Genomic DNA, 26,564 nt, shown 5'->3' with positions numbered 1-26,564 from the left:
TTATTTCATAGATTTATATATTTCTTCTAATAAGCCTATATTCTTTTCTATTTTAAAAGATTCTTCAAAATATTTCCTTGAATTTACTCCCATTCTTTCTCTCTCCTCCTCATTATTAATTAATGTAAGTACTTTATCAACTATTTCATTCTTGTCTTTTTTTACTTTAAAACCATTAAAATTATCTTCAATTAAGTCTTTATTACCATCAACATTAGTAACTACGCAAGGCTTACCTAACGCTAATGCTTCAATAACTGCATATGGCAACCCTTCATATCTAGAGGTTGAAATGTATAAATCTGCTTGTTTTAAAATACTCAGAGCTTTTTTTCTCTCTATCCATTCAACTAATGTAATGTTACTTTCTAAATTTTTATTTTTTATTAACTCTTTAATTTTAACTAAAGAAGGCGAATAAAAACCAACCCCCAAAACAACTAAATGGATATCTTTTCTCTGTTTCTTAATTTCAACAATTGTATTAATTAATAACTCTGTGTTTTTTTGATATGACGGCCTACCAATTGTACATATATACTTTTGGGGTAAATTGTATCCAGATTCATTAACAACTACATTGGCAACATCTTCTATTGAGTTATTCCATAACAAGACATTTTTTTTATTAAAATTTAAATCATTTACAGTTCTATTATACTCTGATAAAGAGCAACACAACGTTTTAGCAGAAGAAAATTTAAACGCTTTTTCAATTTGTTTATATGTATGTTTTTTTAATTTAGAGTTTGTACTTAAATAGGAATATGCATGAGGAGTATATAATGTTGGTATTTTTAAATATGTTCCAACCAATCTTCCTAAGATGCCAGCTTTAGCACTATGACAATGAATAATGTCTGGTTTTATTTTTCTAATTTTTTTAATTATATCTATTAAGCATTTGATATCACTTAATGGTTTTATCTCTCTATTTAAATTAATATGAAACGTTTCTATTTTTTCTTCTAAACTGTTTTTAAAAGTGGTTATTTTATCATCTTTATTACACAACAGTACATTACAAAACTCTTCAGCTTGTAAGTGTTTAGTAAGTAATTGAATATAAACTCCAACACCCCCTATAGGTTTTGCTATATGAAGAATTTTAATCATTTAAAGTATTAAGGGTTTTATTCATTAAAAAACTTAGAGTAAAAAGAAAAAATAAAGACATTCCTTTTCCTCTAACTAAAATAGATTCGGTTGACATTATTATTATGAAAAAAATTATAAAAAGAACTGAATGATTTGGTGTTTCTTTTATAAAATAAAAAAGGAGGTATATAAAAAAAAGGAACCCGAAAATTCCTAAACCAATCATAAAATGTAAAAATTGATTATGTGAATTTATAGGATAAAAATGAATATATCCATCATTTTTTATTTTACTAGATATTTTAGTAGTTACATTTTGTATGCCAATACCTAATATATAGTGCTGTTTAAATTCATTAATAGTATATTTGGTAACTAAATATCTTCTATACATATTAAGCCAAGAGTTTTTTATAATTTCTTCTTTATTATTCTTAATACTAGATTTATAAATAGTCATAATTTGTTTTGTACCTTTCGTAAACCTAGCAGTTTTAGTAAACAAAAAAAACAAAGTAAATAATGAGAGCCCCAATAAGAGTATTTTTTTATAAAATGAAATAGATAATTTTTTAAATATAATTATAATAACAATAACAATATTTGCTATCAAAGACATCCTAGCTCCAATATATGTTAATATTATTAAAAAGCATAAAAAAATAAAAAAATCAATGGTATATGATAAGTACTTTTCTTTATTTAAAAATAATATTAATAACAAAATATTTGCTGAGCCAACAAACATACCATAATAAACATGTGTTAAGTTTAAATACTTTGAAAAAAAAGGATTAATTGAAAGTGTAAGTTTATTCAAAAATAGATTAATAACTAATAATATTATTATTGAAACAAGTATTGAAGTAATAAAATATTTAATCGATTTAATAATAGAAAAATTAAACCCATTCTTTTTGATACAAATAAATAATAAAGGTATTAATAAATAGTATAAGTAGATATCGATTCCTTTTAAATATGGTTTAAAAATAACTGTGCTTAAAACAATTAAGCCGAATAATATCAAAACTAGTTTTTCTGGATAATATTTTTCAACTTTATTATTAATACGCTTCTGTTTTTTTTTAAAAAAAAGAAAGAATAATAACAAATTCAAAAGGATAATTTTATTCACTTCATTAGAAAAAATAGGTGAATATATTAAAAGATAAAAATAATTGTAAAAAAAACACTTCTCACTAACCATTCCTTTTTTTAGTCTAAAAAATTGAATTGTTGTTAAAAACAACACAATAGGTAAAATAAAAATATTAGTTCCCAAAAAGTTGAATGACACAGCTATAAAAAGCACCAAAGTATAAACATCTACTTTAGTATTAATGAAAAAATTATATTTAGTATTAATAATATTACTCAACTTTCTTTTTTTTAGAATCTAATGAAAAATCTTGATAATATAATGCTAAATAAATTATTGGAAAAAAACCCATTTTATGCCTAATAGCTGACCCTAAATCTGGTTCAAAAATTCCCTGCACAATAAAAAAAGAAAACAATATATAATAAACCCATAATTCATAATTGTTTTTCAATCCTTTTTTAAAGCTTTTCTCATATCTAATTAAAAGAATTATAAAAAGTAATGATTGCCATAAAACAAAAGCAATGATTTGTGGAGATAAATAATGCTTCAAACCATTTAATGGCAAGTTAACAGAAAAGAAACCATAAACTATTCCAAAACTTTCTCCATACCAAGATTCGGTATTAAGTGGTGAAATTATCATCGAATTACTAGCTTCACCATTCATTCTTAAAGCATTGTAACTTTCTCTAGTTTTTTGGGATATGAATTCTCCTTTTATAACTCCATAACTTAATGATACAAAAACAGCAGTCAATAACCCATAAAAAATAGTTGCTAGTTTTTTCTTTTTTATATTTACTTTACTAACAAGGTAAAAAATAACACTTAAAAAAGCAACTAACATATAATATTCCCTAAAAAAACTACCGAAAACTATTAATGATAATAACACAAAAATTATATTTTTTAACAAGTTGTCATTACTTTTCTTTAAAAGAAGAGCTATAAAAGTAATACATAAATAGTTTATAAATTCTTTGGTTGGCATGCATAAAAAAACAGCTATCATAATAAAACTTAAATAAGTTAATATATTTTTCACTCTTAACTTATCAAAATTTTTAGGCACACCTATTTTATAGGTCAGAAATGCTACTATAGAATATTGTATAATACCAATTAACGAAAAATGGAGTTCTTTTAATCCTGTTATCTTATAAAATAAAATTGTAAAAGGGTAACTACCTCTCCAACCTAATTCTTTATACTTATCATATAATATTATTTTAGTATCAAAAAAGAAACGTTCCGGTAAAACAAAAACCCCAACAACAGAGACAAATAACCCTAAAGTTATAAAAAAAGCAAAAGTAAGTTTTGATTTATTTACAATGATTCTCATCTATTATAGACCTTTTATATTTAAAAATTAAGAAAACAAAAGTTTTTCTATTTTCATAGAAATTGTTTCCCAAGAAAGATTTCTTTTCTTTTCTTTTAATTTTTGTTTTATTTCTTCACACTTCTTTGAATTACAAAACGCTTCCTTTATTACCTTCGCTAAGTCATATTCATCCACATCGCTCCAAAAACATTCATCATCACTTAATTGTTCTGAAAACCCACCAACCCTAGTACAAATCATTGGCTTTTCAGCAAAAATCCCTAATGCTATTACTCCAGATTGCGTTGCTTCTGTATAAGGTAATATTAATATGTCTGCCCAACTTAAAAGAGTTCCAATTTCTTCTTCTGAAAGATATTTATCAATAGTTTTAATTTTTTGACTTTTTAAAGTATTAAACGAGTAGGTACTTTTTCCAGCAATTATTAACTCATCAAAAAAAAGTGAAGATTTGACTGCACTATTCATTAACATTTCAACACCTTTATACCTATCTATTCTGCCTAAAAAAAGTAGGTTTTTAGTTTTTACTATTTGTTTTTTTTCTACAAAAAAAGAATTTTCTATAATAGGATGCGGAATTATATGACTTTTTTTTAAGTTATTATATTTATTCTCAACTAATCTTTTCACATAACTTGTTAGAAATATAAACTCTGTTGAATATTTTAATCTTATATACATTAATCCTTGAGTTATAATATTTTTTTCTCCTTTATGAAGAATACCGTCATGCACAGTAAAAACTATTTTTCTGTTTAATATTTTAAATAGTAAAATAAATGGCAAGTCCCAAAAATGCTTATATGGTAAATAAAGAACACTATACTCTTTATATATTTTAGGCATAAAAAATAAAAACTTAATAGGGAAATATATTAATGTATTTAAAATAAAGGTAAACTTATTTTTATATGTCTTTATTTCAATCGCATTAATTAATTTTCTTTTTTGAATTCTATCTTTAGATACTAATATATCAAAATTTTGATTTTTGAATCTTGAACTTATTTCCTCTCCATAAATAGGTAATGACCCAGTTCTTCCTAATGATAAAATCAATATCTTTTTCATAACTACGTTACCTAATAAACACTTTTAAACTGTCTTTTTTATAAACAACTATTGTTGCTAATATATTCCAAAAAAACAAACTACAACTAAAGGCTATCGCAGCACCCTCCATGCCATAAACTGGAATTAAGATTCTATTTAAAATAAAATTAATGACAACAGAACATATTAAAATATTTTGAAAATATTTTTGTTTTCCTGTCATATTTAAATAAACATTAACACTTCCAAATAAAGTACAAATACCTTGACTGACAACCATAATTAACAAAGCTCTGTTAGATGATTTATAGTTATTTCCAAATAAAAACAAAATGTCCTCAGAAAAAAAAACAATCATTAGTATTAATGGTAAAGACAAGAAAAAAATTAACCTAGAGCTTTTTTTTAACAAATTTTCTAGTTCTAAAAAACGTTTTGACTTAAACAGCTCAGCTATTTTTGATGATATATTAATATTTACAGTGTTTATTATCATTGATAATATTAACACAAACTTTACGGCTACACTATAATATGCTACAATTTCATCACTTCTATATTTCTTTAAAAAAATTATATCTATACTTAATAACAAAAAAAAACCCATGCTGCTTATTGCCATGGGGTATGAAGCTAAAAAAATTTCTTTTGTAAAAACATTTATTTCCTTCTTATTATTAGATATATCCTCCAGTTCTTTAATCTTTAAAAAAGATAATATTGTTGAGATAAAACCTACTAAAACAAATGATAGCAAAAAAAAAGTAATTAAGTACTCTTCTTTATTTATTAAAAATAATATTATTGCGCTTAGAAAAAAAGGAACATATTTTATTACATTTCTAAAAATTTCAGAAACAATAATCAAATCAAGAGCTCTAAAAAATTCTGTGTTTAATATTGTTAAACAATAAAAAAACAACACACATACTCCATTCAAAATCAACACATAAGTACTTTGATCTTCAAAAAAAGTAATAATCAATTGTTTTGCTACAATTATTACAATTGCTACAATTATAGATGTGATGAGTATAATTTTCATCATTCTAAAATATATATTTTTTATCTCTGTTAACTTGCCTTTGCTTTTTAACTTTCCAGAAAAATACAATATAGAATGGTCAGTCCCTAATAAACATAAACTACCTATTACTAATATAAATGATCTTACAAAATCATATTTCCCAACAATTTTAGCCTCGTAATTATTTGTTAAGAATAACGTTAAACCAAATAACAGGCAAACTCCCAAAACTCTAAAAAAAATAACTTTAATTATTTTATATGTGAAATTATCTCCTCTCATTGTTTTGTTTATACCACTCATACATTTTATCAATACCTTCCTCTAAAGCTACAGTATGTTTCCATCCTAATGAATGTATTTTTGTAACATCAGTGATTTTTCTCATAGTTCCATCGGGCTTACTAGTATTAAACAACAAACTCCCTTTAAACCCTATTCTCTTTTTAATAAGTACTGCTAAATCTTTAATAGATATTTCTTCTCCAGTACCAATATTAATATGCGTTTGTTCTGTTTTTTTATGATTTACTTTTTCCATTACAAACACACAAGCATCAGCCATATCATCACTCCACAAAAACTCTCGCTTGGGTTTACCTGATCCCCAAATTTCAACTTGCTGCTTTGTAATTCCAAATTTTGATAAGTAAACTAAAGCTTCATCTAAGTTAGCTACTCCTACGTTTTTAATAACTTCTTCTTCTTGATTATCTTCAAGTAATTTTGCTAAATAAATTTTCCTTATTAAGGCTGGTAAAACATGTGATTTTTCAAGATTAAAATTATCATTAGGCCCGTATAAATTAGTAGGCATTACAGAAATAAAATTAGTGTCATATTGAATATTATAATTTTCACACATTTTGATTCCTGCTATTTTTGCTATTGCATAAGGCTCATTAGTATATTCAAGACTACCTGTTAAAAGAGAGTTTTCTTTAATTGGTTGTTCGGTGTTTTTTGGATAAATACAAGTGCTCCCCAAAAACAACATTTTTTTTACATCATTAACATAACTTTGGTGAATTACATTATTTTGAATCATCAAATTGTCATAGATAAATTCAGCCCTATATGTATTATTAGCTATAATTCCACCAACTTTTGCCGCTGCTAAAAAAACAAACTCTGGTTTTTCGCTTTTAAAAAAACCTGCAGTAGCTTGTTGATTTGTTAAGTCTAATTCTTCTTTTGTTTTAGTAATAATATTTACATAACCTTTTTCTAAAAGTCTTTTTAAAATGGCGCTTCCAACCAAACCTTTATGCCCTGCTACAAATATTTTAGCTAATTTATCCATTACTTTTAGCTCGACTTATTTACCAAGTTTTTATAGACTAATTTAATATCATTTTCCATCATTTCTCCTATCAAATTTTCAACAGAATATTCTGGAACCCACCCTAGTTTTTCTTTTGCCTTAGATGCATCACCTACTAATAAATCAACCTCAGTAGGTCTATAATAATGTGGATCAATACAAACAACTTCTTTCCCTTTTTCTATTTGATATTTAGGATTACTACAAGATTTTACATAGCCTCTTTCTTCTTTATCTTTTCCTTTAAATACAATTTCAACTCCAACTTCAGAAAAAGCTATTTTTACTAAATCTCTAACTGATGTAGTTTTTCCAGTAGCAATAATCCAATCTTCAGGTTTTTCAGCCTGTAATATCATCCACATCATTCGAACATAATCTTTAGCATGCCCCCAGTCTCTTCTGGCATTAAGATTCCCTAAATACACTTTCTCCTGTAACCCTAACGCTATTTTAGAAACTGCTCTTGTTATTTTTCTTGTAACAAAAGTTTCTCCTCTAATTGGTGATTCATGATTAAATAAAATCCCATTACAAGCATACAAACCATATGCTTCACGATAATTTACTGTGATCCAATAAGCATACATTTTTGCAACTCCGTATGGACTGCGAGGATAAAACGGTGTTTTTTCTGTTTGCGGAACCTCTTGTACCTTACCAAATAATTCGGAAGTAGAAGCTTGATATATTTTTGTTTTCTTTTCTAAATTTAAGATTTTAATAGCTTCTAATAATCGTAAAGTTCCTAAACCATTTGTGTTTGCTGTATATTCTGGTGTTTCAAAAGATACATGAACATGGCTCATTGCTGCTAAATTGTAAATTTCATCAGGTTGAACCTCTTGAATGATTCTGATTAAATTAGAAGCATCAACCATATCTCCATAATGTAAAAAAAGATTCCTTTTTTCTTCATGAGGGTCTTGATACAGGTGATCTATACGATCTGTATTAAAACTAGAAGACCTTCTTTTTATTCCATGAACTTCGTAGTTTTTCTCTAACAAAAATTCTGTTAAATATGCTCCATCTTGCCCTGTTATACCTGTAATTAAGGCTATTTTTTTCATCCCTTTTAAAGATTTGGTAATTGCATGTCTTTATCAGATAGTATAACTTCTGTATCTAATAGATTCCAATCTATATTAAGGGTTTTATCATTATAAATAATACCTCCTTCAGACTCCTTATTGTAATAGTTATCACATTTATAAGCAAAAACCGTATTATTTTCTAATACCGAATACCCATGAGCAAAACCTCTTGGCACAAATAACTGTTTCTTATTTTCACCTGATAAAACAATTGAAAAATGCTGCCCATAAGTTTGAGATTTTTTTCTTAAATCTACAGCAACATCTAATACTTTACCTGTAATAACTCTTACCAATTTAGCTTGTGCAAACTTTCCCTTTTGAAAATGTAGACCTCTAACAATTCCTTTATTTGAAAATGCTTCATTATCTTGAACAAAATTAAGGTCAATACCTATTCCTTTCTTAAATTTTTCTTCATTAAAACTTTCAAAAAAATAACCTCTATTATCTTCAAATAACATTGGTTCTATTACAAAGCATCCTTCTAAAGGGGTTTGAACAATATTCATTAGTATTACTTTTTATAATTATAATTTTCTAAATATTTATTAAGCTTAATTAATAATAAATATAAAATCATTAATCCTAATGATAATAAAGCTAGTTGTACAGATCTATTTTCAGAAACACCTTTAATTTCATAACCTATAGGTTGAAAATTAGATATGATATTCACAACCTCAGATTTTTCTGATTTCTCTTCACTTATTGTTTTAAGTTCCTTGTTAAGTTTTAAAGTCGTTGTAAACAAATCAAGCTCTTTACTATTTTTTCTAGTACTTCCTAAATCTATATTGGTGCCTTGTTTAGATGATTTTGCTTCTTCTAGAAGAACTTTTTTATAAATATGATGTAAAGAATCTGTTTGAGCTAAGTTTTTTCTTAATAAATTATCAGTTCTATTTAAATTCTCATTTGTTAGTTCTTTTAACTTATTAAAATAATTATTTTCTATTATTGAAGATATTATTACTTCGTCTAGCTTAGAAAACACATCATTCTTAGTTGATAAAACACTAATATTATGAACTTTGTAGTTATATTTAGTAAACGTTCTTTTAAAATCTAAAAAAGAATAACTTTTCACTGTTAGGGTATCTATAGATAATATCAGTTCATCATATGTAGTTATAATATCATTTCCGTTTTCTATAGGTTCAATTGAAAATTTCTTTAATGATTTAGCTTCTTCTTCATTTAAATTAAAGGTTTTAGCTAGTAAGTTTTCATTTTTTTGCTTTACAAGATTGTTATAAAATTCAATGTTATTATATAATTGTCTTGCACTATCAAAGTTTGTTTGAACTAAAAGATTTGAGCCAAACTTATTTTCTTCCTTTAATTCAATTACTAAACCAGCGATAGCACCGATAACAATAGCTATTCCTAACTTGATATAATTTTTCTTAAAGAAAAGAAGTATTAAAATGAAAAAATGAAAAAGACCAGAAAAAACACTTCCAATAAAATTAAAAAAATTAGAAATACCCTTGCCTATTATTACAAACAAAGAGCCTAAATCAACTTCTTCTTCGTTTTTATTATTAGCCATGCTTTAAAAAATTTGTTCTATTATTTTTTCAGTTATTGCATAAGTAGGTGTTACCCCACTCATTCCTAATCCTCCCGAAGCTAATGTAGCTCCAGTTTCTAATGGGTTATCAGAAGCATAGTACGCATAACGAACTTTTACATTTTCTGAAATATTTCCTCTAATTTTAGAAGCAGATTGAATTGCTTTCTGGTAATGAGCTCCTTCCATTTCTAATCCTATAACATTCCATGTAGAATCATGGAAAAATTTTAATAAGTCTTTATTCTGTAGTGAAGTTCCTAGTACAGAAACCATCGCTCCATCAAAAACCTCAACGCCATAACCTTCTAAATTATCTTTAGACAATTCATTTTCAAAAGGATAATTATCTGCAGTTCCTTCAAAAATATGAGATGATGGAATCATAATATCTCCCTTTCCTCCTTCTAAAATTCCTGCCTTTCCCATTATTGAAACAGATTCAACATCTAAATGTATCTTTCCTTCTCTTGTTTTATAAGGCTTTAAAAGCTCATCCATTGTTTCATATGCTTGTTCTCCAAAAGCATAATCCATAACAATAATAACTGGTTTTTTATTTATTGAATTTTCTTTCTTAAATGAAATAGTATTAAAGTCTATTTTATCAGTATCAATAATTTGAACATTAATATTCGTTCCAGAAGTATCTTTTATATAAATCAACCCTTTTTCAGAAGCATATTGTTTAACCTTTGTTTGTAATGCTCCACTATCAGAATTACTTAACAATTCAAAAAGCTCAAAACCTTTATACTCTTTTGCTTTAGTTGGTAAAGCGTTTTTAGCATAAATAGTATTCATTACACTATGCATGTTAGCACTTATTATATGTATTGGTCTATTTATTAAATCGTTTTCTAGTAAAGTTTTCTTTATGTTATTTGCCCAAATTTCTCCATAAAAATGATGTCCAATTTCTTCTATTAAAACTGAACTAAATTTTATGGATCTTTTTTGATCTAAAACCACTTCATTAATAGCTAATTTCCCTAACCAATAAATAAGGTGTAAAAAACGATTTGGATTTTCATCAGTGGCAAATGAGTTACATACATCATATACTTCATCGTAAGTTCTTCCTAAAATGTTACCTAAATGTACAATTATCACATCTTTTTCTTCATCTGTAAGTGTTTTATTATACAAAACAACCTCTTCAAGATGTATCCACTCTCTAATAAATTTTTCTCCAGAACCATCAATTGTAACTCTATCTTTTATTTTATGTGACTCAATAAATAGAAAAGTAAGGTGAGTAAGAATATCATATATTTCAGACCTTCCTCTAGTAATTTCAATGTTCATTTGGTCTTTATCAATACGATAGCAATTTCTCCTTCTTTTAGGAGGTACAATTGCTTTAAAATGTGAGTTTCTATAACCCTCATCAGCTGTTAAGTTGATAAATTGACATTCCTCTATTCCTTCTGGTAAACGCTCTATTACATAAATTAACCCGTTTAATTCGGTTTTTTCTTCAGCTATAGATCCATAAATTTCTGGACGTAATGCTAAAAGTGATTTTCGTAAAGTTTCTCCAGAAATCCCCATTGGCTTATAAAATCCACGACTAAACAAATGCCTCATAGAAATGTATAATTTTTCTATTGCATTTGTTGACTCTTGCGCTCTCGTTCTTTCTTTCTGGTTTGGTTTCGACATAAATTTGTAATCAAATAAGTTATATAAACTACTCAGTTTTGAGTATTTTATTGTATCTGTTTTTATTTTTCAACAATGAAACTGCTTGCTTTATTGTTTTATCATTTTTTAATTGGTGTTTATACATTCCTTCTTTATAATAAGAAAGTTTTAATATTTCTTTTTCAATTTTTGCTAATAAAACATCTTTATTTTTTGTTATTTCTGTTACTTTTTGCTGTTGTAACTTTTTCAAAATATTATCATAATCTTTTTGTATACCAATTTTGTTTTTTAAAGTTTTATAAGCTCTCTTGAACATTTTTTCTTCCTTTGTAACAAAAGAAGTATCGGTACTATATAAATATGTTTTGAACGTATTAAACTTTTGCGAATCAAATGAAAAATTTAAAGAGTCTACAGCTGTTTCTTTTTGAATATAATCAGTTACAAAATTAAAAATAGCTCTTGATTTTAATAATGCTTTAGTTGTTTTGTTTTTTTCTGAATATTTTATTTTAATATCGGGAGTTACTCCACCACCATCATAAACTATTCTTCCATTCTGTGTTGTAAACTTATTAACTACCCCTTCAGAAAATTTTGGTACTTTTCCTGTTTTTGAATCTCTATTGGCATAATCCAATTCTTGAATACATCTTCCACTAGGTGTATAATATTTTGAAATTGTAGCTTTCATTTGGGTTCCATAATTCAACTTAAAATAGCGCTGCACCAATCCTTTTCCAAATGAACGTTCACCCATAACAACAGCCCTGTCATAATCTTGTAGCGCTCCAGAAACAATTTCAGAAGCTGAGGCTGATCTATCATCAATAAGAACAACCACGGGCATTTCAACATCTAATGGTTCTCTATTTGTTTTATATGTTCTACTATTCTTTTTAATCTTCCCCCTTGTATCAACCACTTTTTTCCCTTTAGGTATAAACAAGTTTGTAATGTTTACTGCATCAAAAAGTGAACCTCCAGGATTACTTCTTAAATCAAACACTAACTTGTTCATTCCTTTTTCTTTCAACTTTTTAATTGCTTTTGCTACTTCCTCAGTAGCTTTCTGACTCGTAAATTGAGTTAAAACAACATATCCAGTTTCTTTGTCAATCATGTCATAAAAAGGCACTGGATTTACTATAATCTTATCTAATTTAAGTTTAACATTTATATTTTCTCCTTTTCTATTTACTTTTAATATAAGTTCTTTGTTAGGGGTTCCTTTCAGTACTTGAGAAAGCTGACTTCTTTCAAGATTTTTTAAATCTTGGCCATTAACATTTATAATAATATCTCCTGCTTTTAAAGCTGCTTTGTCGGCAGAAAAGCCTTTATATATTTCTGATAAAACAATTCCTTTTTTAGTATAATACGATGTAACACCTATACCACCATATTCACCCTCTCTTCGTATTCTTGCATCTTCAACATCCTGTTCGTTATAAAAATTAGTATATGGATCTAAGCTTTTAAGTGTGTTTTTAATAGCTTTATCTGTTACATCACCAGGATTTATTTCATCAATATAATTGATATTTAATATTTTAAATAGATTGTTATATATTTCTATTTGTTTCGCTATCTCAAAGAAACGAGATTGAAACGAAAATAAAATTCCAATAATAACTATGCTTCCTAAAAAAAGTACTTTTCTATTTTTCATTTGTATTAATTTCTGCTACAAAAAGCGACATTAATTTACTCATTTTCTCTTCAATATCTTCATATTTCCACTCTTCTCTTGCAATATAAGAAATCATATACACATATGGTTTTTTAGCTTCCGAATACACCATTCCTTTTTCCCTACGGTAGCTTTCTCTTAATAAGCGTTTAATTCTATTTCTATCTACTGCCCTTTTAAAATTACGCTTGGGCACAGACATTCCTACTTGAGCAGGGTATTTAGAAGTGTGTTCTGTTTGTATATAAACCATTCTCAAAGGAAAAACCCTAATAGATTTCCCTTCTTCATATAACTTACCTATAAGTTTCCTACTTTTTAATCGCTCCTCTTTTCCTAAAGTAAATCTCATCATATACAAACATACGTAAACCTATAGGAATAACCATTTTTTTGAGTATTTTTGAGGAAATCATTTTTAAAAATCACCACAACTATTTTATAAATATCATTTACTAACTCATATTGTAATCTTTATAATTAGTAAGTAAAAAAATTAAAAAAACAAACACATATGAAACCAGACTTATTTCAAGCTCCTGATTACTATCAAGTTGATGATTTATTAACCGATGAGCATAAGTTAATTCGTGATACTGCTCGAGAATGGGTAAAGAAAAATGTATCTCCTATTATTGAAGATGCTGCTCAAAATGCTAAATTTCCTGAACAATTAGTTGGTGGTTTAGCTGAAGTAGGAGCTTTTGGACCCTACATTCCTGCTGAATACGGAGGTGCTGGGTTAGACCAAATTTCTTATGGTTTAATAATGCAAGAATTAGAACGAGGTGATAGTGGTATTCGTTCAACTGCTTCAGTGCAGTCTTCTTTAGTTATGTGGCCTATTTTTAATTACGGAAACGAAGAACAAAAAAGAAAATATTTACCAAAATTAGCAAGCGGTGAATGGATGGGATGTTTTGGTTTAACTGAACCAAACCATGGATCTAATCCTGGAAGCATGGAAACGAAATTTAAAGATATGGGTGACCATTATTTATTAAATGGTGCTAAAATGTGGATTTCTAATGCTCCTATTGCTGATGTGGCAGTAGTTTGGGCTAAAAATGAAGAAGGCAGAATTCACGGACTCGTTGTAGAACGTGGTATGGAAGGTTTTACTACTCCTGAAACTCATAACAAATGGTCATTAAGAGCTTCTATTACTGGAGAATTAATTTTTGACAATGTAAAAGTTCCTAAAGAAAATCTATTACCAAAAAAATCAGGACTTGGTGCTCCTTTACAATGTTTAGACTCTGCTCGATATGGTATTGCTTGGGGTGCTATTGGTGCAGCTATGGATTGTTATGATACTGCCTTACGTTATGCTAAAGAGCGTACACAATTTGGTAAACCAATTGGACAGTTTCAATTACAACAAAAAAAATTAGCTGAAATGATTACCGAGATTACTAAAGCTCAATTATTAACATGGCGTTTAGGAGTTTTAAAAAATGAGGGTCGTGCTACATCTGCACAAATTTCAATGGCTAAACGTAATAATGTAGATATGGCTATAAACATTGCTCGTGAAGCCAGACAAGTTTTAGGAGCTATGGGTATTTCGGGAGACTATTCTATAATGCGTCACTCTATGAACCTAGAAAGTGTTATTACTTATGAAGGAACACATGATGTGCATTTATTAATTACAGGTTTAGATATTACTGGTTTAAATGCTTTTAAATAAAACTAAAAAGAAGTGTTCTAAAAAGAAAAACAACTCGGGCTTTTAGAACACTTCTTACAATCAACTATTAAAAATCACTAAATAATAGTTACCCTTTCTTTTTACCACTATTCATAAAAATTAGTAGAGTAGCTATTAAGCCTAAACTAACAATACCAAAAACAATCAACATAATAGTTCCATTTGTCCATGAAACTGCAGGAATATTAACTAATTGTATCATATCGTAAACTTTTATACAAAGGTAAATACAATGAAAAGGTTAGAATATGACTTTTATCAGGATTTGGAAAATTTTGTTTTTAATCCATCAATGCTTTCTTGATTTTTTTCCTCCCAATAAGATTCAATTCCATCTTTCCCTTTATCTTCAGCCCATTCATTTAACTGATTTCGTTCACCTAAATATTCATAAAAAGGTATAGAAGAACCACAGGAAGTTTGTGCAGATATTATTTCTACTACAAATATTTGACGTGTACCTGGTAGCTTTGGAAACAAGTTTACATAAGTATTCCAATCATTATCTTTTTCTTGTATCTCTGTTGCTTCTCCATACAACCTAAGAATATTAGGAGCTCCTTCAAAAGCACAAAACATAATTGTTATGCGATTATTTTCGATTAAATGTGCAGAGGTTTCATTACCACTTCCAGTAACACTTAACCAAGCAACTTTATTTTCATCCAAAATTCTAAAGGTATCCATTCCTTTAGGAGATAAATTAATTCTTCCTTCTTTAGGTGCTGTAGCAACAAAAAACATTTTTTGGTTTTCAATAAACTTTTGAAGTCTGTTTGTAATTTTTTTATAAAATTTAGCCATAGTTTAACTGTTTAATCTTTTTAAAAAATTGATTTTAAATTTTTGTCCAATAGGTATTTTTTTTGAACCAATAGTAACTTGATTTCCTTCAACAAAGTCTAATTTACTTTGATTTATAATATATGATTTATGAATTTGCATATATTTATTATCTGGTAATAATGAAAGTATATTTCTAAGTGTTTTATAACTCACCAAAACTTTATCTTTTGTATATATTTTAATATAATCTCCTAACGCTTCAACAAATAAAATATCATTTACTTTTAGTTGGTATAGTTTCTTATCTGATTTAATAATTATAAACTCTTTTTCTAAAACTAGTTTGCTTTTTACTTTTTGAACTGCTTTTAAAAACCGTTCAAATGAAAATGGTTTTAATAAATAATCTATTGCATTAACATCAAATCCTTCTATTGCATACTCAGAATAGGCTGTAGTAAAAATAACTAAAGGAGGGTTTTTTAACATTTTATAAAATGCAATTCCCGATAAGTTAGGCATATTTATATCTAGAAAAAGAAGATCAACCTTAGTTTCTTTCAAAAACGTCATTGCATCAACTGCATCATTACAAATTCCTGCTATCTCTAAAAAATCAACATCTCCTATAAGATGTTTAAGTATGTTTTGTGAAGATGGTTCATCATCTATAATAACGCATTGTATTTTCATTATTTTAAATCTATTACAAGTTTAACCTTATAAGTTTCATTTGTTTTTTCAATTGTTAATTCATGTTTGTTTGGATATAGTATTGCTAAATTTTCTTTTATGTTTTTTACACCAATACCATTATACTCTTCTGTATACTTTAAATTATTCGCTTTGAAATTATTCTCTATCTCAAATAATAAAACATTTTTATTAAATTCTAAATTAATAATTACAAAAGGGTTATTTATATTGCTTTTTAATCCATGTTTAAAACTATTTTCAACTAATGGCAATAACAACATTGGTTGTATTTCTGAATCCGTATCAATATTGGATATAAATTTAATTGTTGAATTTACAGTGTGCCTGTTTTTTTCAAATGCTATATAATTTTCAATTAATTCCTTTTCTTTTTCTATTGTTGTTTTTCTTTCAGAGTCATACAATACATATCTTAAAATATTAGATAATTGCAACGTAGCTTCTGTAACTTCTTTATTTTTCCCTACAGATAATGAATATAAAACATTGAGTGAATTAAACAAAAAATGAGGATTTATTTGCCCTTTTAAAACCTTTAACCGCTCTTCAATTTCTCTTCTTTCATTTTGATTATAGTGTATCCAATCTTCTAACAATTTAAAAAATGTAGCAATTAAAGAAACAGCAGCAAAAACAATAAGCGTTTGTACGTCATTATAATATGAAATGAAATAATAATCAGTGAAAATCTTATCGATTATTAACTGGTGAAATTGAATATTAAGATATGAAAATAATGATATTATTATTATTGATAAAATTACAAATACCACATACTTCTCTTTTTTAAGAAACTTAGGCACCAAATAATAGATTAATAAACTTACTGGAGGAATTAAAGTAAGTAAATAACTAACCACATAAATAAAATCAATTTTTTTTAAAGGGAAATCAGCAAACAAAAACAGTATTACAAAAAATAAAAGCACCCATAATAAAAAGTTAAATATCCATTTATTATGATGTGCTTTATATCTATTTAATGAATTCTTATTCATTATACTTTAGTCAATGTAAATTTAATTGAGGTTTCCCATTTTTTTGAGGCATTAGAAACAATATATTTTTCAACAAACTTCTGTAATTCTTTTGATGAAGCCGTAAGTAAATACTTGTCGTTTAACAAGCCTATTTTTTCATGTTTGATTTTAATTTTACCTTCTTTAAAAAGATCTTCTATTCTATCTTCATCAAACCATTTAATTTTTATACTTCCATTTGAAAACACATCAAACTTAACTAATGAATGCGCATACACAATATGACTAAATGTTAATGAGTTAATACCTTCACTATCATAATCAACAGGAATAAAATCTAAAAAAAGTTGGTCTTTAATCTTAAATGGAGTAGCAATAAAAAAAGCTTCTTTTCCTTTTTTTTCAAAAGACACAAAGTAAGAATTCTTATATAAGCTTATTAACTGCTTGTCTTCTTTAGATACTTTTCCTTTATATCCTTTTAATATTTCACTTTCAAAGGTTTTTACCTCCCATTTTCCTTTTTCATTGTCTTTCCATTTTCCTAAAAACTCTTCAGTAAAACTAATTGTCTCTTTAGTATAAAAAGGTGATAATGATTTTACAACACACGAGTTTAAAAAAAATAAAATTGCAAGTGAACAAATTATACTTCTAATTTTCATAAAATTATATTTTAAAATTCTTTGTTCAAAAGAAAAATATTAAACACTTAATACCTATTTTTTTCGATAACCTTGTTCATTTTCTCGGTGAAAAATTAAACCTAATCTATCCAGTTTTTAGTTCTTTCTACAGCTTTTTGCCACTTTTTATATAACCTGTCTCTTTTTTCTTCTGAAAACGTAGGTATAAACTCTTTATTAATTTTCTTTCTATTAATAATATCTTCTTGTTTCCAAAGTCCTACATAAATTCCGGCTAAATATGCTGCTCCCATTACTGTTGTTTCTATAATCTCTGGTCTTTCAACAGGTACATTTAATATATCAGATTGAAATTGCATTATTAAATCATTTGCACAAGCGCCTCCATCAACTTTCAATGATGTTAAACCAACCTCACTATCTTTTTGCATTACGTTTAATACATCTTTAGTTTGGTAAGCTAATGATTCTAACGTGGCTTTAATTAAATGGTTTTTTCCTGTATCACGTGTTAAACCAAATACAGCTCCTCGTGCATACATATCCCAATAAGGCGCCCCTAAACCAGCAAAAGCAGGTACAACATATACCGGGTTTTCACCAGTAACTTGTTTTGCAAATTCCTCACTCTCTTTAGCGCTTTTAATAATATCCAATCCATCTCTTAACCATTGAATCGCTGAGCCAGCAACAAATACACTTCCTTCTAACGCGTAATACACCTTATCATCAATACCCCAAGCAATCGTAGTTAACAATCCATTTTTAGAAAATTCTATATTCTCTCCAGTATTTAATAACATAAAGCATCCGGTACCATAAGTATTTTTAGCCTCTCCTTTATTAAAACATGCTTGCCCAAAAAGCGCGGCTTGTTGATCTCCAGCAATTCCTGCTATAGGGATTTGAATATTATTTAAATTAAAGTTTCCAAAATGATATGATGATGGTTTTACTTCAGGAAGCATTGTAGTTGGAATTTCTAATTCTTCTAAAATTTTAGTATCCCAACAAAGGTTTTTTATATCATAAATCATTGTGCGAGAAGCATTACTATAATCGGTAGCATGCACCTCTCCATTAGTTAAATTCCAAAGTAACCAAGTGTCAATTGTTCCAAACAAAAGATTTCCTTTTTCAGCTTCATCTTTTGCTCCTTCAACATGATTTAATATCCAATGTATTTTTGTTGCAGAAAAATAGCTATCTATAATTAACCCTGTTGTTTTACGAACATGATTTTCAAATCCTCTTTGTTTTAATTTTTCGCAAATATTTGCAGTACGTTTATCTTGCCAAACAATAGCATTATATATTGGTTTTCCTGTGTTTTTATTCCAAACAACGGTGGTTTCTCGTTGGTTTGTTATTCCAATCCCTGCTACTTCTGAAGCTTTTATATTTGTTTGTTGTAATACTTTTTTTAATGTTGTTAGTTGAGACTCTAAAATCTCTTCTGCGTTATGTTCTACCCAACCAGGTTCTGGAAAAACTTGAGTAAACTCTTGCTGATTCATTCCTATTATTTCTCCTTCTTCATTGATAACAACTGTACGAGAACTTGTAGTTCCTTGATCTAAAGCTATAATATACTTTTTTGCCATTCTAGGTATTGGGTTAAAAACAGCAATTTACAATATATCCTTTTTAAAAATAAAAAAACCTTCTAGAATTCATCTAGAAGGCTTTGGAGTCACCGTTAAGTGGATTTTAATGTTTAAGTGCATAACTTGCACCTTTACCTAGTTCAGCTAAAGCTGACATAAAACCCACAAAGGCGTCGTTTGCTTTTTTTACTAAAGTTTTCCCCATTTTAATAAAATTTAAATTTCCCTTAAGTTTTTGTGCTTAAATAAACACGTTACAAATGTATACTTGATTACTAGGGTAAAAAAGGGGTTTCCCGCATGTAAATCTGTAATTTTCCGCAATAAGTATATTTCTTTATAAAAATTAAACTAGAAGAATTTTTGAATTTTTATTCACTTAAAATACAATACATTATATTAGATTTATTATAAAAAAGACAAAACCTTCTAGAACTTATCCAGAAGGTTTGTTTTCCCCTTAAATCATCTGCTCATAATAATGAGTGACATGGCAAATGTACTTGCAAATTCAGGACCAGAAAAGGGGATGTCCGCATCTAAAAATGTAACTTTCCGTAACTGTTATTTTTTATACAAAATAAAACCTCCTAGAGTTCTTCTAGGAGGTTTTACAATGAATATTAATTTAATTTTAGTGTTTAAGTGCGTAGCTCGCTCCTTTTCCTAAATCGGCTAAACTTTCTAATAAATTAACTAATACTTCATTTGCTTTTTTAAGTAACATTTTTCCCATTTTTCTAAATTTTTTAATTTCCCTTGTTTTTTGTGTTTAAATAAACAACACTACAAATATATACCTGATTATCAATATCTAAAAGGGGATACCCGTGCATAAAAACGTGATTTTCCGTAACTTACATTTTCATTAACCTTCAAATAAAAAAACTGCCTTGTATAATTCATAGTCTATTAGAGTAAAAACTCTATTATGTATAAAAGACAAAACCTCCTAGAACTTATCCAGAAGGTTTGTTTTCCCCTTAAATCATCTGCTCATAATAATGAGTGATATGGCAAATCTACTCGCAAATTCAGTGCCAGAAAAGGGGATGTCCGCATCTAAAAATGTAGCTTTCCGTAACTGTTATTTTTTATACAAAATAAAACCTCCTAGAAGAACTCTAGGAGGTTTTACAATGAATATTAATTTAATTTTAGTGTTTAAGTGCGTAACTCGCTCCTTTTCCTAAATCGGCTAAACTTTCTAATAAATTAACTAATACTTCATTTGCTTTTTTAAGTAACATTTTTCCCATTTTTCTAAATTTTTTAATTTCCCTTGTTTTTTGTGTTTAAATAAACAACACTACAAATATATACCTGATTATCAATACCTAAAAGGGGATGTCCGTGCATAAAAACTTGATTTTCAGTAACTTACATTTTCATTATCCTTGAAATAAAAAACTGTCTTGTGCTATTCATAATTATTAAGTAAAAACTCTATTATGTATAAAAGACAAAACCTCCTAGAACTTTATCTAGAAGGTTTGTTTTCCCCTTAAATCATCTGCTCATAATAATGAGTGACATGGCAAATTTACTTGCAAATTCAGTGCCAGAAAAGGGGATGTCCGCATCTAAAAATGTAGCTTTCCGTAACTGTTATTTTTTATATAAAATAAAACCTCCTAGAGTTCTTCTAGGAGGTTTTATAATGAATATTAATTTAATTTTAGTGTTTAAGTGCGTAGCTCGCTCCTTTTCCTAAATCGGCTAAACTTTCTAATAAATTAACTAATACTTCATTTGCTTTTTTAAGTAACATTTTTCCCATTTTTCTAAATTTTTTAATTTCCCTTGTTTTTTGTGTTTAAATAAACAACACTACAAATATATACCTGATTATCAATATCTAAAAGGGGATATCCGTGCATAAAAACGTGATTTTCCGTAACTTACATTTTCATTAACCTTCAAATAAAAAAACTGCCTTGTATAATTCATAGTCTTTAGATGTAATCTATTATATATAAAAGACAAAACCTCCTAGAACTTATCCAGAAGGTTTGTTTTCCCCTTAAATCATCTGCTCATAATAATGAGTGACATGGCAAATGTACTTGCAAATTCAGTGCCAGAAAAGGGGATGTCCGCATCTAAAAATGTAACTTTCCGTAGCTAATATTATTCTCTTTATTGTATATCTATAAAATGACAAAACCTTCTAGACAGCTGTGCCAGAAGGTTTGTTTTCCCCTTAAATATCCGCTCATAAAAATGAGTGATGCAACAAATATAGTACTGGTTAACAAGTTTATAAAGGGGTTTTCCGCAGAAAAAAATGCGGTTTTCCGCAAAACAAGTTCTTAATTGATTTTAAGTCAGGTTTTTACAATACATAACAAACTTGACTTCTTCCATTATTACATACAGCTACTAAAAACAAAACCTTCTAGACAACTAAGTCAGAAGGTTTCTTTTTCCCCTTAAATTATCTACTCATAATAAATGAGTGACATGGCAAATGTACCTCGCAATAAAAACTCCTAAAAGGGGATTTCCGCATCTAAAAATGTAATTTTCCGTAGTTCGTTTTTGCCCATAAAAAAACCTCTTAGATAAAGTTCTAAGAGGTTTTATATTTTTTATTGAATATATATTTAATGCTTAAGTGCGTAGCTGGCTCCTTTTCCTAACTCGGCTAATCCTGTTAATAAAGTTACCACAATATTGTTTGCTTTTTTTACGAATATTTTCCCCATTATATACTACTTTGAATTTCCCTTGATTTTTGTGTTTAATTAAACAACACTGCAAATGTATATTGAAATACAAGTGTACAAAAGGGGATTCCCGCACTTTAATATGTAACTTTCCGTTACCTTAAATTTACTGCATAAAAAAACCTTCTAGTAGTATGAGAAACTAGAAGGTTTTGTTTTTCCCCTTAAAATATCCGCTCATTAAATGAGTGATGTAACAAATATAGTTTTCATTTACTTTTAAAAAAAGGGGATATCCGCAGAAAAAAATGTAGTTTTCCGCAAAACACATATTTAACATTTTTTAAATCAATTAGTTAAATATTAAAAAAGTAATTCTCCTTAATGTTATAATGTACTTCTACTAAAAACAAAACCTTCTAGACAGCTAAGTCAGAAGGTTTCTTTTTCCCCTTAATTTATCTACTCATAACAAATGAGTGACATGGCAAATGTACCTCGCAATAAAAACTCATAAAAGGGGATTTCCGCAGAAAAATATGTAATTTTCCGTAGTTTGTTTTTACCCATAAAAAAACCTCCTAGATAAAGTTCTAGGAGGTTTTTATTTATTATTGAATATTTTTTAATGCTTAAGTGCGTAGCTCGCTCCTTTTCCTAACTCGGCTAATCCTGTTAATAAATTAACCATTACATTGCTTGCTTTTTTTACGAATATTTTCCCCATTATATACTACTTTGAATTTCCCTTTATTTTTGTGTTTAATTAAACAACACTGCAAATGTATATTGAAATACAAGTGTACAAAAGGGGTTTCCCGCACTTTAAAATGTAACTTTCCGTTACCTTAAATTTACTGCATAAAAAAACCTTCTAGTAGTATGAGAAACTAGAAGGTTTTGTTTTTCCCCTTAAAATATCCGCTCATTAAATGAGTGATGCTACAAATGTAGATTTCATTTACTTTTTAAAAAAGGGGATATCCGCAGAAAAAAATGTAGTTTTCCGCAAAACACATATTTAACATTTTTTAAATCAATTAGTTAAATATTAAAAAAATTATTCTTATACTATAAAAACAAATTCCTTGTAGAAATTTAAAAGGAATATTTAATTATTCAGGAAAGTATTTTAACACAAAAAACCTTTTAACTAATATGCTAAAAGGTTTTTGATCTTTTCTCTTCTTTTCTAGAATTTCTCCCTTACAGTGTTAATTCTATAACAAAGATATCTTTTACTTAAAAGTTACAAAAGGGGATTTCCGCAGTAAATAGTGTGATTTTCCGCAAAGGATTAGTCAAGTATCCCTAACTCCTTAGCTTTCAAGACCAAATCTGTATTATTATTTGCATCTAAATCAGTACGTAGCTTGGCTAACTTACTTTCTATAGCTCTAATTTTAACAAGGTTTCCATCACTTTTAGTGATAATACCTTCCATATTAGATATTTTTGAATGCTTTGGTAATTCTTTTAAAATTTGAACAGCAACATCATCCATTTGAATTTCAATCAATGCTCTTTTTAGTAATTTTTCATGAATTTCATGGGTATAATACACCTGATCTGCTAACATTTTTTGGATTGCAAAATTCAATTCGGTAGTATTACATTTTCCTTTTAAAATATAAGCTAACGGGTTTAAGTTACGCACTACATTATACACTCTATTTGTTTCAGAGTGCCCAGTTATTACTCCTATTTTTATAGGTACATTTTCTTTTTGAAGTGCTTTAATTAAGTTTTCACCTCCATCAATATTTGAGTTATCACTGGCATTATCAAAACTTAAGTCAGTAAAAAGTATTTGATACGGATCAGTATTTAAGTGAGATTTCACTAAGTTAAATGCTTCATCACAAGAATTGGTACTTGTAATTTCTAGACCATCAATATCTTTTAGATAGGAAAGAATTCCTTCTATAATTAGTTGATGATCATCAACAAAAAGTATTTTAATTTTTTCAGACATTTAAAGGTATTTGAATGTGTGTTTCGGTTCCAGCCCCTACAGTACTAGTAATTGATAGTGTTCCATTTAACTCTTCAACTCTTTCTTGTAAATTATGTAAACCGATCCCTTTTTTACTAACAGAGGTATCAAAACCTATACCGTTGTCAGTAACATCCAAAAATACATTTTTTTTATGTATTGAAAAAGCGATCGTAAATTTTGTTGCCTTGGCATGTTTTTTACTATTCTGTATGCTTTCTCTTATACTTAAATACAATAATCTTTTTATTGCACTATTAACTTGCGACCAATCTTGCTCATGCAATCCTTTTACTGTTATTTTAAAAGTAAGTTCAAAATAATCAGAAATTAAGTTTATTATTTGGTCTTTAAAGCCAACTTTTTTAAAGCTCACACTACTTAATTGATGCGATAGTTGACGTACATTTTCTTTAACCGCATCAAGCTTTTGAGCCTCTTCAAACAACTGCGATTTTTCTAATTTTCTATGTAATAAACGTAAATCCCCTGCTACCTCATCATGTAATGATTTTGCAATTTGTTTACGCTCTTGCTCTCGTGCTTGTGCTTTTTGTAACTGTGCTTGGTATAGTAATTTTCTACGTCTTAATACAAAAAACAAAATACTTAAACCTAAACTTAAAAAACCAGCAACTGCCACCAGCCATCCAATAACTTTTTGTTGTTTATGGCGAACTATTTCAGTTTGCTTTTTATCATTTTCTATTTTTAAAAAACTGTTTTCTTCTTCTTTCTTCGTTGTTTCATACCTAATTTTAGCAAATTGATTTTTCTGCCTACGTTCTTTTTGTACCAAACTATCATTTAGCTCTATATGTTCTTCCAAATATTTTATAGCTTGTTTTCCTTTACTTAATTTTGAAAGTAAACTTAAAGCTTCTAACCAACGTTTATTATTATGTGATTTTTTTGCATAATTTAAAGCTTTAATAGCATTAGTCTTTGCTTTTTTTGTTTGTTTTGTTTCTATATAATATCTACAAACATTTGTATAAACAGTACTTAATCCTTTTAAATCTTTTGCCTTGTTCCTTATCCGAATAACTAATTCATATTGTTTTAGTGGGCTTCCTTTTTTATCCAATGAAAATTTACATAAAGTCATATTTTCTAAGAGTCTGGCATATTGTAATGGTCGTTTTTCTTGAACACTATCAAAATCTAATCCCTTTTGAAAGTAAGTTATAGCTTTTTTATGCTTTTCTTCTCTTTGATATAGTAAACCTAAATTATTATAAACTCGTAGATACCCTATTTCTTTTTTTATTGGGTTTTTATTTAATTTACTTACCTCGTATGCTTTGTTATAATAGTTTATTGCTTCTTCTTTTTGATTTAACTCTTCTGAAACCAAACCTAAACTATTGTAAACACTTTCCAAATAACTATACGATTTAATAGGCTCTAAATACTCCAGGGCTTCAATTGAACTAATTTCACTTCCTAAAAAATCTTTAACCTCTCTTTGTAAAGCAGATATACCAAGCAGCCTAGCTCCTACATTAGCAGAATCTTTTAAGTTCTTATAAATCTTTTTAGATTGATGATAATAGTAAAAAGCACTATCATTTGCATAAATTATTTTTTGATATAAGGCTTTAAAATGATAGTATTTAGCTAATGCTGTAGAATCTTTATGCCTTCTATAAAATTGAAAAAGTTGTTTCGTAGATTTTTTTAAAATAAAAGTATCTTTAGAATAAAAAGCTTTTACACCTAGATCAATTAATATATCTTTCTGTTTTTTATATAAAAGGCTATCTTTCTCTTTCTGAGAAACAGCAATAGTAGATAAAAAAAGAAAAAAAAACAGAAGACGCATACTTTGTTTATAAAAGTTCCTAAAAGTAATATATTTTTATAAATATCTAATTAGTAAATAATAATATTAATTAAAAAANNTTTTTTAATTAATATTATTATCAAAATTATTTTTTACCACCGTCTCCTGTTCCACTAGAACCATCTCCTGTCCCTCCTGTATCAGTACTTCCACCTCCATTGCTGTCTAAAGTAGTTGCTCCTCCTCCTAATTGTAATGCTTGCTCTTCTAAAGTGTAATTGTTTTTCATCTTCCCTTTTGTTTAATGTTTTAAATTTACGTTTTTTAAAAATAATATTTTATCCTTTAAAACAAAAGGTTTTAAGAGTTTTTTAGCTTTTTAATAGGAAAGTTTCTTGATAAATGACAAAAATGTCATTAGTTTTTATCAAAAAGGTATAATTACCTAGGTAATTAAGGGTTTCCTTTAGTTGTTACTTACTTGAAAGTATAATGAAAAATCGTCACTACGAATGAAACGCAGTGGAATGAAGTAGTCTGTTCATCTTGTACTCAAAATATAATTTACAACTATTATTAGAGAGATTGCTTCTTCGTACATCATCGCAATGACATTAACAATCATCACTACGAACAAAATACAATGGAGTGAAGTAGTCTGTTAATCTTGTACTCAAAATATAAT

At 27.6% G+C, this 26,564-nt stretch carries 22 protein-coding genes; 1 reads left to right on the top strand and 21 read right to left on the bottom strand.

What is annotated here, in order from left to right:
- The 12 genes from DS884_RS07670 to rnpA all read right to left on the bottom strand — a co-directional run bounded on the left by DS884_RS07670 (position 1) and on the right by rnpA (position 13,332).
- The gene (locus tag DS884_RS07670; RefSeq protein WP_113786353.1) at positions 1 to 1,116 is read right to left on the bottom strand and encodes a glycosyltransferase; all 1,116 of its coding nucleotides are present in this window, start codon (positions 1,114 to 1,116) and stop codon (positions 1 to 3) included.
- A complete protein-coding gene (locus tag DS884_RS18430; RefSeq protein ID WP_255414819.1) occupies positions 1,109 to 1,846 on the bottom strand; it encodes an O-antigen ligase family protein in 738 nt (245 codons plus the stop codon). Before DS884_RS18430 ends, DS884_RS07670 begins: the two co-directional genes overlap by 8 nt.
- 625 nt (positions 1,847 to 2,471) lie before the next feature.
- Complete coding sequence (locus tag DS884_RS07660; RefSeq protein WP_113786351.1) at positions 2,472 to 3,551, bottom strand: hypothetical protein; 1,080 nt, start codon at positions 3,549 to 3,551, stop codon at positions 2,472 to 2,474.
- Between the two features lie 27 nt (positions 3,552 to 3,578).
- A complete protein-coding gene (locus tag DS884_RS07655; protein WP_113786350.1) occupies positions 3,579 to 4,628 on the bottom strand; it encodes a glycosyltransferase family 4 protein in 1,050 nt (349 codons plus the stop codon).
- 7 nt (positions 4,629 to 4,635) lie between these two features.
- Positions 4,636 to 5,940, bottom strand: a complete 1,305-nt coding sequence (locus tag DS884_RS07650) for an MATE family efflux transporter (RefSeq protein WP_113786349.1) — start codon at positions 5,938 to 5,940, stop codon at positions 4,636 to 4,638.
- Positions 5,906 to 6,940, bottom strand: coding sequence for a GDP-L-fucose synthase family protein (locus DS884_RS07645; protein WP_113786348.1), 1,035 nt, complete (start codon positions 6,938 to 6,940; stop codon positions 5,906 to 5,908). Before DS884_RS07645 ends, DS884_RS07650 begins: the two co-directional genes overlap by 35 nt.
- Positions 6,941 to 6,945: 5 nt before the next feature.
- Positions 6,946 to 8,034: a GDP-mannose 4,6-dehydratase gene (gene gmd, locus DS884_RS07640; protein ID WP_113786347.1), complete on the bottom strand. Its 1,089-nt coding sequence runs from the start codon at positions 8,032 to 8,034 to the stop codon at positions 6,946 to 6,948.
- Positions 8,035 to 8,039: 5 nt separating this feature from the next.
- Positions 8,040 to 8,570, bottom strand: coding sequence for a dTDP-4-dehydrorhamnose 3,5-epimerase (gene rfbC, locus DS884_RS07635; protein ID WP_113786346.1), 531 nt, complete (start codon positions 8,568 to 8,570; stop codon positions 8,040 to 8,042).
- Between the two features lie 5 nt (positions 8,571 to 8,575).
- Positions 8,576 to 9,613: a hypothetical protein gene (locus DS884_RS07630; RefSeq protein ID WP_113786345.1), complete on the bottom strand. Its 1,038-nt coding sequence runs from the start codon at positions 9,611 to 9,613 to the stop codon at positions 8,576 to 8,578.
- Positions 9,614 to 9,616: 3 nt separating this feature from the next.
- On the bottom strand, positions 9,617 to 11,299 hold the full coding sequence (locus DS884_RS07625) for a DUF6909 family protein (protein WP_093869465.1): 1,683 nt from the start codon (positions 11,297 to 11,299) through the stop codon (positions 9,617 to 9,619).
- A gap of 28 nt (positions 11,300 to 11,327) precedes the next feature.
- On the bottom strand, positions 11,328 to 12,956 hold the full coding sequence (locus DS884_RS07620; protein ID WP_113786344.1) for a S41 family peptidase: 1,629 nt from the start codon (positions 12,954 to 12,956) through the stop codon (positions 11,328 to 11,330).
- Positions 12,946 to 13,332, bottom strand: coding sequence for a ribonuclease P protein component (gene rnpA, locus DS884_RS07615; RefSeq protein WP_233487127.1), 387 nt, complete (start codon positions 13,330 to 13,332; stop codon positions 12,946 to 12,948). Before rnpA ends, DS884_RS07620 begins: the two co-directional genes overlap by 11 nt.
- 159 nt (positions 13,333 to 13,491) lie before the next feature.
- On the opposite strand from rnpA, the gene DS884_RS07610 reads away from it, so the two are divergent.
- Positions 13,492 to 14,670, top strand: coding sequence for an acyl-CoA dehydrogenase family protein (locus tag DS884_RS07610; RefSeq protein WP_113786343.1), 1,179 nt, complete (start codon positions 13,492 to 13,494; stop codon positions 14,668 to 14,670).
- Between the two features lie 88 nt (positions 14,671 to 14,758).
- Here the strand turns inward: DS884_RS07610 and DS884_RS18720 are convergent, their stop codons facing one another.
- From DS884_RS18720 to DS884_RS18425, 9 genes are all read right to left on the bottom strand, one after another.
- Positions 14,759 to 14,893: a hypothetical protein gene (locus DS884_RS18720; RefSeq protein ID WP_255405118.1), complete on the bottom strand. Its 135-nt coding sequence runs from the start codon at positions 14,891 to 14,893 to the stop codon at positions 14,759 to 14,761.
- A 56-nt stretch (positions 14,894 to 14,949) separates the two neighbouring features.
- On the bottom strand, positions 14,950 to 15,495 hold the full coding sequence (locus DS884_RS07605) for a pyridoxamine 5'-phosphate oxidase family protein (RefSeq protein WP_113786342.1): 546 nt from the start codon (positions 15,493 to 15,495) through the stop codon (positions 14,950 to 14,952).
- A 3-nt stretch (positions 15,496 to 15,498) separates the two neighbouring features.
- Positions 15,499 to 16,170, bottom strand: coding sequence for a LytR/AlgR family response regulator transcription factor (locus tag DS884_RS07600; RefSeq protein ID WP_199488193.1), 672 nt, complete (start codon positions 16,168 to 16,170; stop codon positions 15,499 to 15,501).
- Positions 16,170 to 17,192, bottom strand: coding sequence for a sensor histidine kinase (locus DS884_RS07595; protein ID WP_113786341.1), 1,023 nt, complete (start codon positions 17,190 to 17,192; stop codon positions 16,170 to 16,172). The genes DS884_RS07600 and DS884_RS07595 overlap by 1 nt, the downstream gene beginning before the upstream one ends.
- Positions 17,192 to 17,839 carry a hypothetical protein gene (locus DS884_RS07590; RefSeq protein WP_113786340.1) on the bottom strand — a complete coding sequence of 216 codons (648 nt, stop codon included), beginning with the start codon at positions 17,837 to 17,839 and terminating at the stop codon, positions 17,192 to 17,194. Before DS884_RS07590 ends, DS884_RS07595 begins: the two co-directional genes overlap by 1 nt.
- 101 nt (positions 17,840 to 17,940) lie before the next feature.
- A complete protein-coding gene (gene glpK, locus DS884_RS07585) occupies positions 17,941 to 19,425 on the bottom strand; it encodes a glycerol kinase GlpK (RefSeq protein WP_113786339.1) in 1,485 nt (494 codons plus the stop codon).
- A gap of 3,969 nt (positions 19,426 to 23,394) precedes the next feature.
- Positions 23,395 to 24,072, bottom strand: a complete 678-nt coding sequence (locus tag DS884_RS07580; RefSeq protein ID WP_113786338.1) for a response regulator — start codon at positions 24,070 to 24,072, stop codon at positions 23,395 to 23,397.
- Positions 24,065 to 25,918 carry a tetratricopeptide repeat-containing sensor histidine kinase gene (locus DS884_RS07575; protein ID WP_113786337.1) on the bottom strand — a complete coding sequence of 618 codons (1,854 nt, stop codon included), beginning with the start codon at positions 25,916 to 25,918 and terminating at the stop codon, positions 24,065 to 24,067. The genes DS884_RS07580 and DS884_RS07575 overlap by 8 nt, the downstream gene beginning before the upstream one ends.
- Before the next feature lie 106 nt (positions 25,919 to 26,024).
- Positions 26,025 to 26,168 (bottom strand): hypothetical protein, encoded by a 144-nt coding sequence (locus DS884_RS18425; protein WP_158530826.1) that lies wholly within the window; start codon positions 26,166 to 26,168, stop codon positions 26,025 to 26,027.
- Between the last annotated feature and the right edge of the window lie 396 nt (positions 26,169 to 26,564).

The sequence above is a fragment of the Tenacibaculum sp. E3R01 genome, from assembly GCF_003318185.1.
GTDB classification, from domain to species: domain Bacteria; phylum Bacteroidota; class Bacteroidia; order Flavobacteriales; family Flavobacteriaceae; genus Polaribacter; species Polaribacter halocynthiae.
This window is presented reverse-complemented; position numbering and strand designations above follow the sequence as displayed.

Coding starts and splice junctions, on each gene's coding strand:
- DS884_RS18425 (WP_158530826.1), bottom strand. CDS start 26,168: ATGAAAAACAATTACACTTTAGAAGAGCAAGCATTACAATTAGGAGGA.
- DS884_RS07650 (WP_113786349.1), bottom strand. CDS start 5,940: ATGAGTGGTATAAACAAAACAATGAGAGGAGATAATTTCACATATAAA.
- DS884_RS18430 (WP_255414819.1), bottom strand. CDS start 1,846: ATGTTTGTTGGCTCAGCAAATATTTTGTTATTAATATTATTTTTAAAT.
- gmd (WP_113786347.1), bottom strand. CDS start 8,034: ATGAAAAAAATAGCCTTAATTACAGGTATAACAGGGCAAGATGGAGCA.
- DS884_RS07630 (WP_113786345.1), bottom strand. CDS start 9,613: ATGGCTAATAATAAAAACGAAGAAGAAGTTGATTTAGGCTCTTTGTTT.
- DS884_RS07645 (WP_113786348.1), bottom strand. CDS start 6,940: ATGGATAAATTAGCTAAAATATTTGTAGCAGGGCATAAAGGTTTGGTT.
- DS884_RS07595 (WP_113786341.1), bottom strand. CDS start 17,192: ATGAATAAGAATTCATTAAATAGATATAAAGCACATCATAATAAATGG.
- DS884_RS07600 (WP_199488193.1), bottom strand. CDS start 16,170: ATGAAAATACAATGCGTTATTATAGATGATGAACCATCTTCACAAAAC.
- DS884_RS07605 (WP_113786342.1), bottom strand. CDS start 15,495: ATGGCTAAATTTTATAAAAAAATTACAAACAGACTTCAAAAGTTTATT.
- rfbC (WP_113786346.1), bottom strand. CDS start 8,570: ATGAATATTGTTCAAACCCCTTTAGAAGGATGCTTTGTAATAGAACCA.
- DS884_RS07610 (WP_113786343.1), top strand. CDS start 13,492: ATGAAACCAGACTTATTTCAAGCTCCTGATTACTATCAAGTTGATGAT.
- DS884_RS07590 (WP_113786340.1), bottom strand. CDS start 17,839: ATGAAAATTAGAAGTATAATTTGTTCACTTGCAATTTTATTTTTTTTA.
- DS884_RS07620 (WP_113786344.1), bottom strand. CDS start 12,956: ATGAAAAATAGAAAAGTACTTTTTTTAGGAAGCATAGTTATTATTGGA.
- DS884_RS07580 (WP_113786338.1), bottom strand. CDS start 24,072: ATGTCTGAAAAAATTAAAATACTTTTTGTTGATGATCATCAACTAATT.
- glpK (WP_113786339.1), bottom strand. CDS start 19,425: ATGGCAAAAAAGTATATTATAGCTTTAGATCAAGGAACTACAAGTTCT.
- DS884_RS07660 (WP_113786351.1), bottom strand. CDS start 3,551: ATGAGAATCATTGTAAATAAATCAAAACTTACTTTTGCTTTTTTTATA.
- DS884_RS07655 (WP_113786350.1), bottom strand. CDS start 4,628: ATGAAAAAGATATTGATTTTATCATTAGGAAGAACTGGGTCATTACCT.
- DS884_RS07670 (WP_113786353.1), bottom strand. CDS start 1,116: ATGATTAAAATTCTTCATATAGCAAAACCTATAGGGGGTGTTGGAGTT.
- DS884_RS18720 (WP_255405118.1), bottom strand. CDS start 14,893: ATGATACAATTAGTTAATATTCCTGCAGTTTCATGGACAAATGGAACT.
- DS884_RS07625 (WP_093869465.1), bottom strand. CDS start 11,299: ATGTCGAAACCAAACCAGAAAGAAAGAACGAGAGCGCAAGAGTCAACA.
- rnpA (WP_233487127.1), bottom strand. CDS start 13,332: ATGATGAGATTTACTTTAGGAAAAGAGGAGCGATTAAAAAGTAGGAAA.
- DS884_RS07575 (WP_113786337.1), bottom strand. CDS start 25,918: ATGCGTCTTCTGTTTTTTTTTCTTTTTTTATCTACTATTGCTGTTTCT.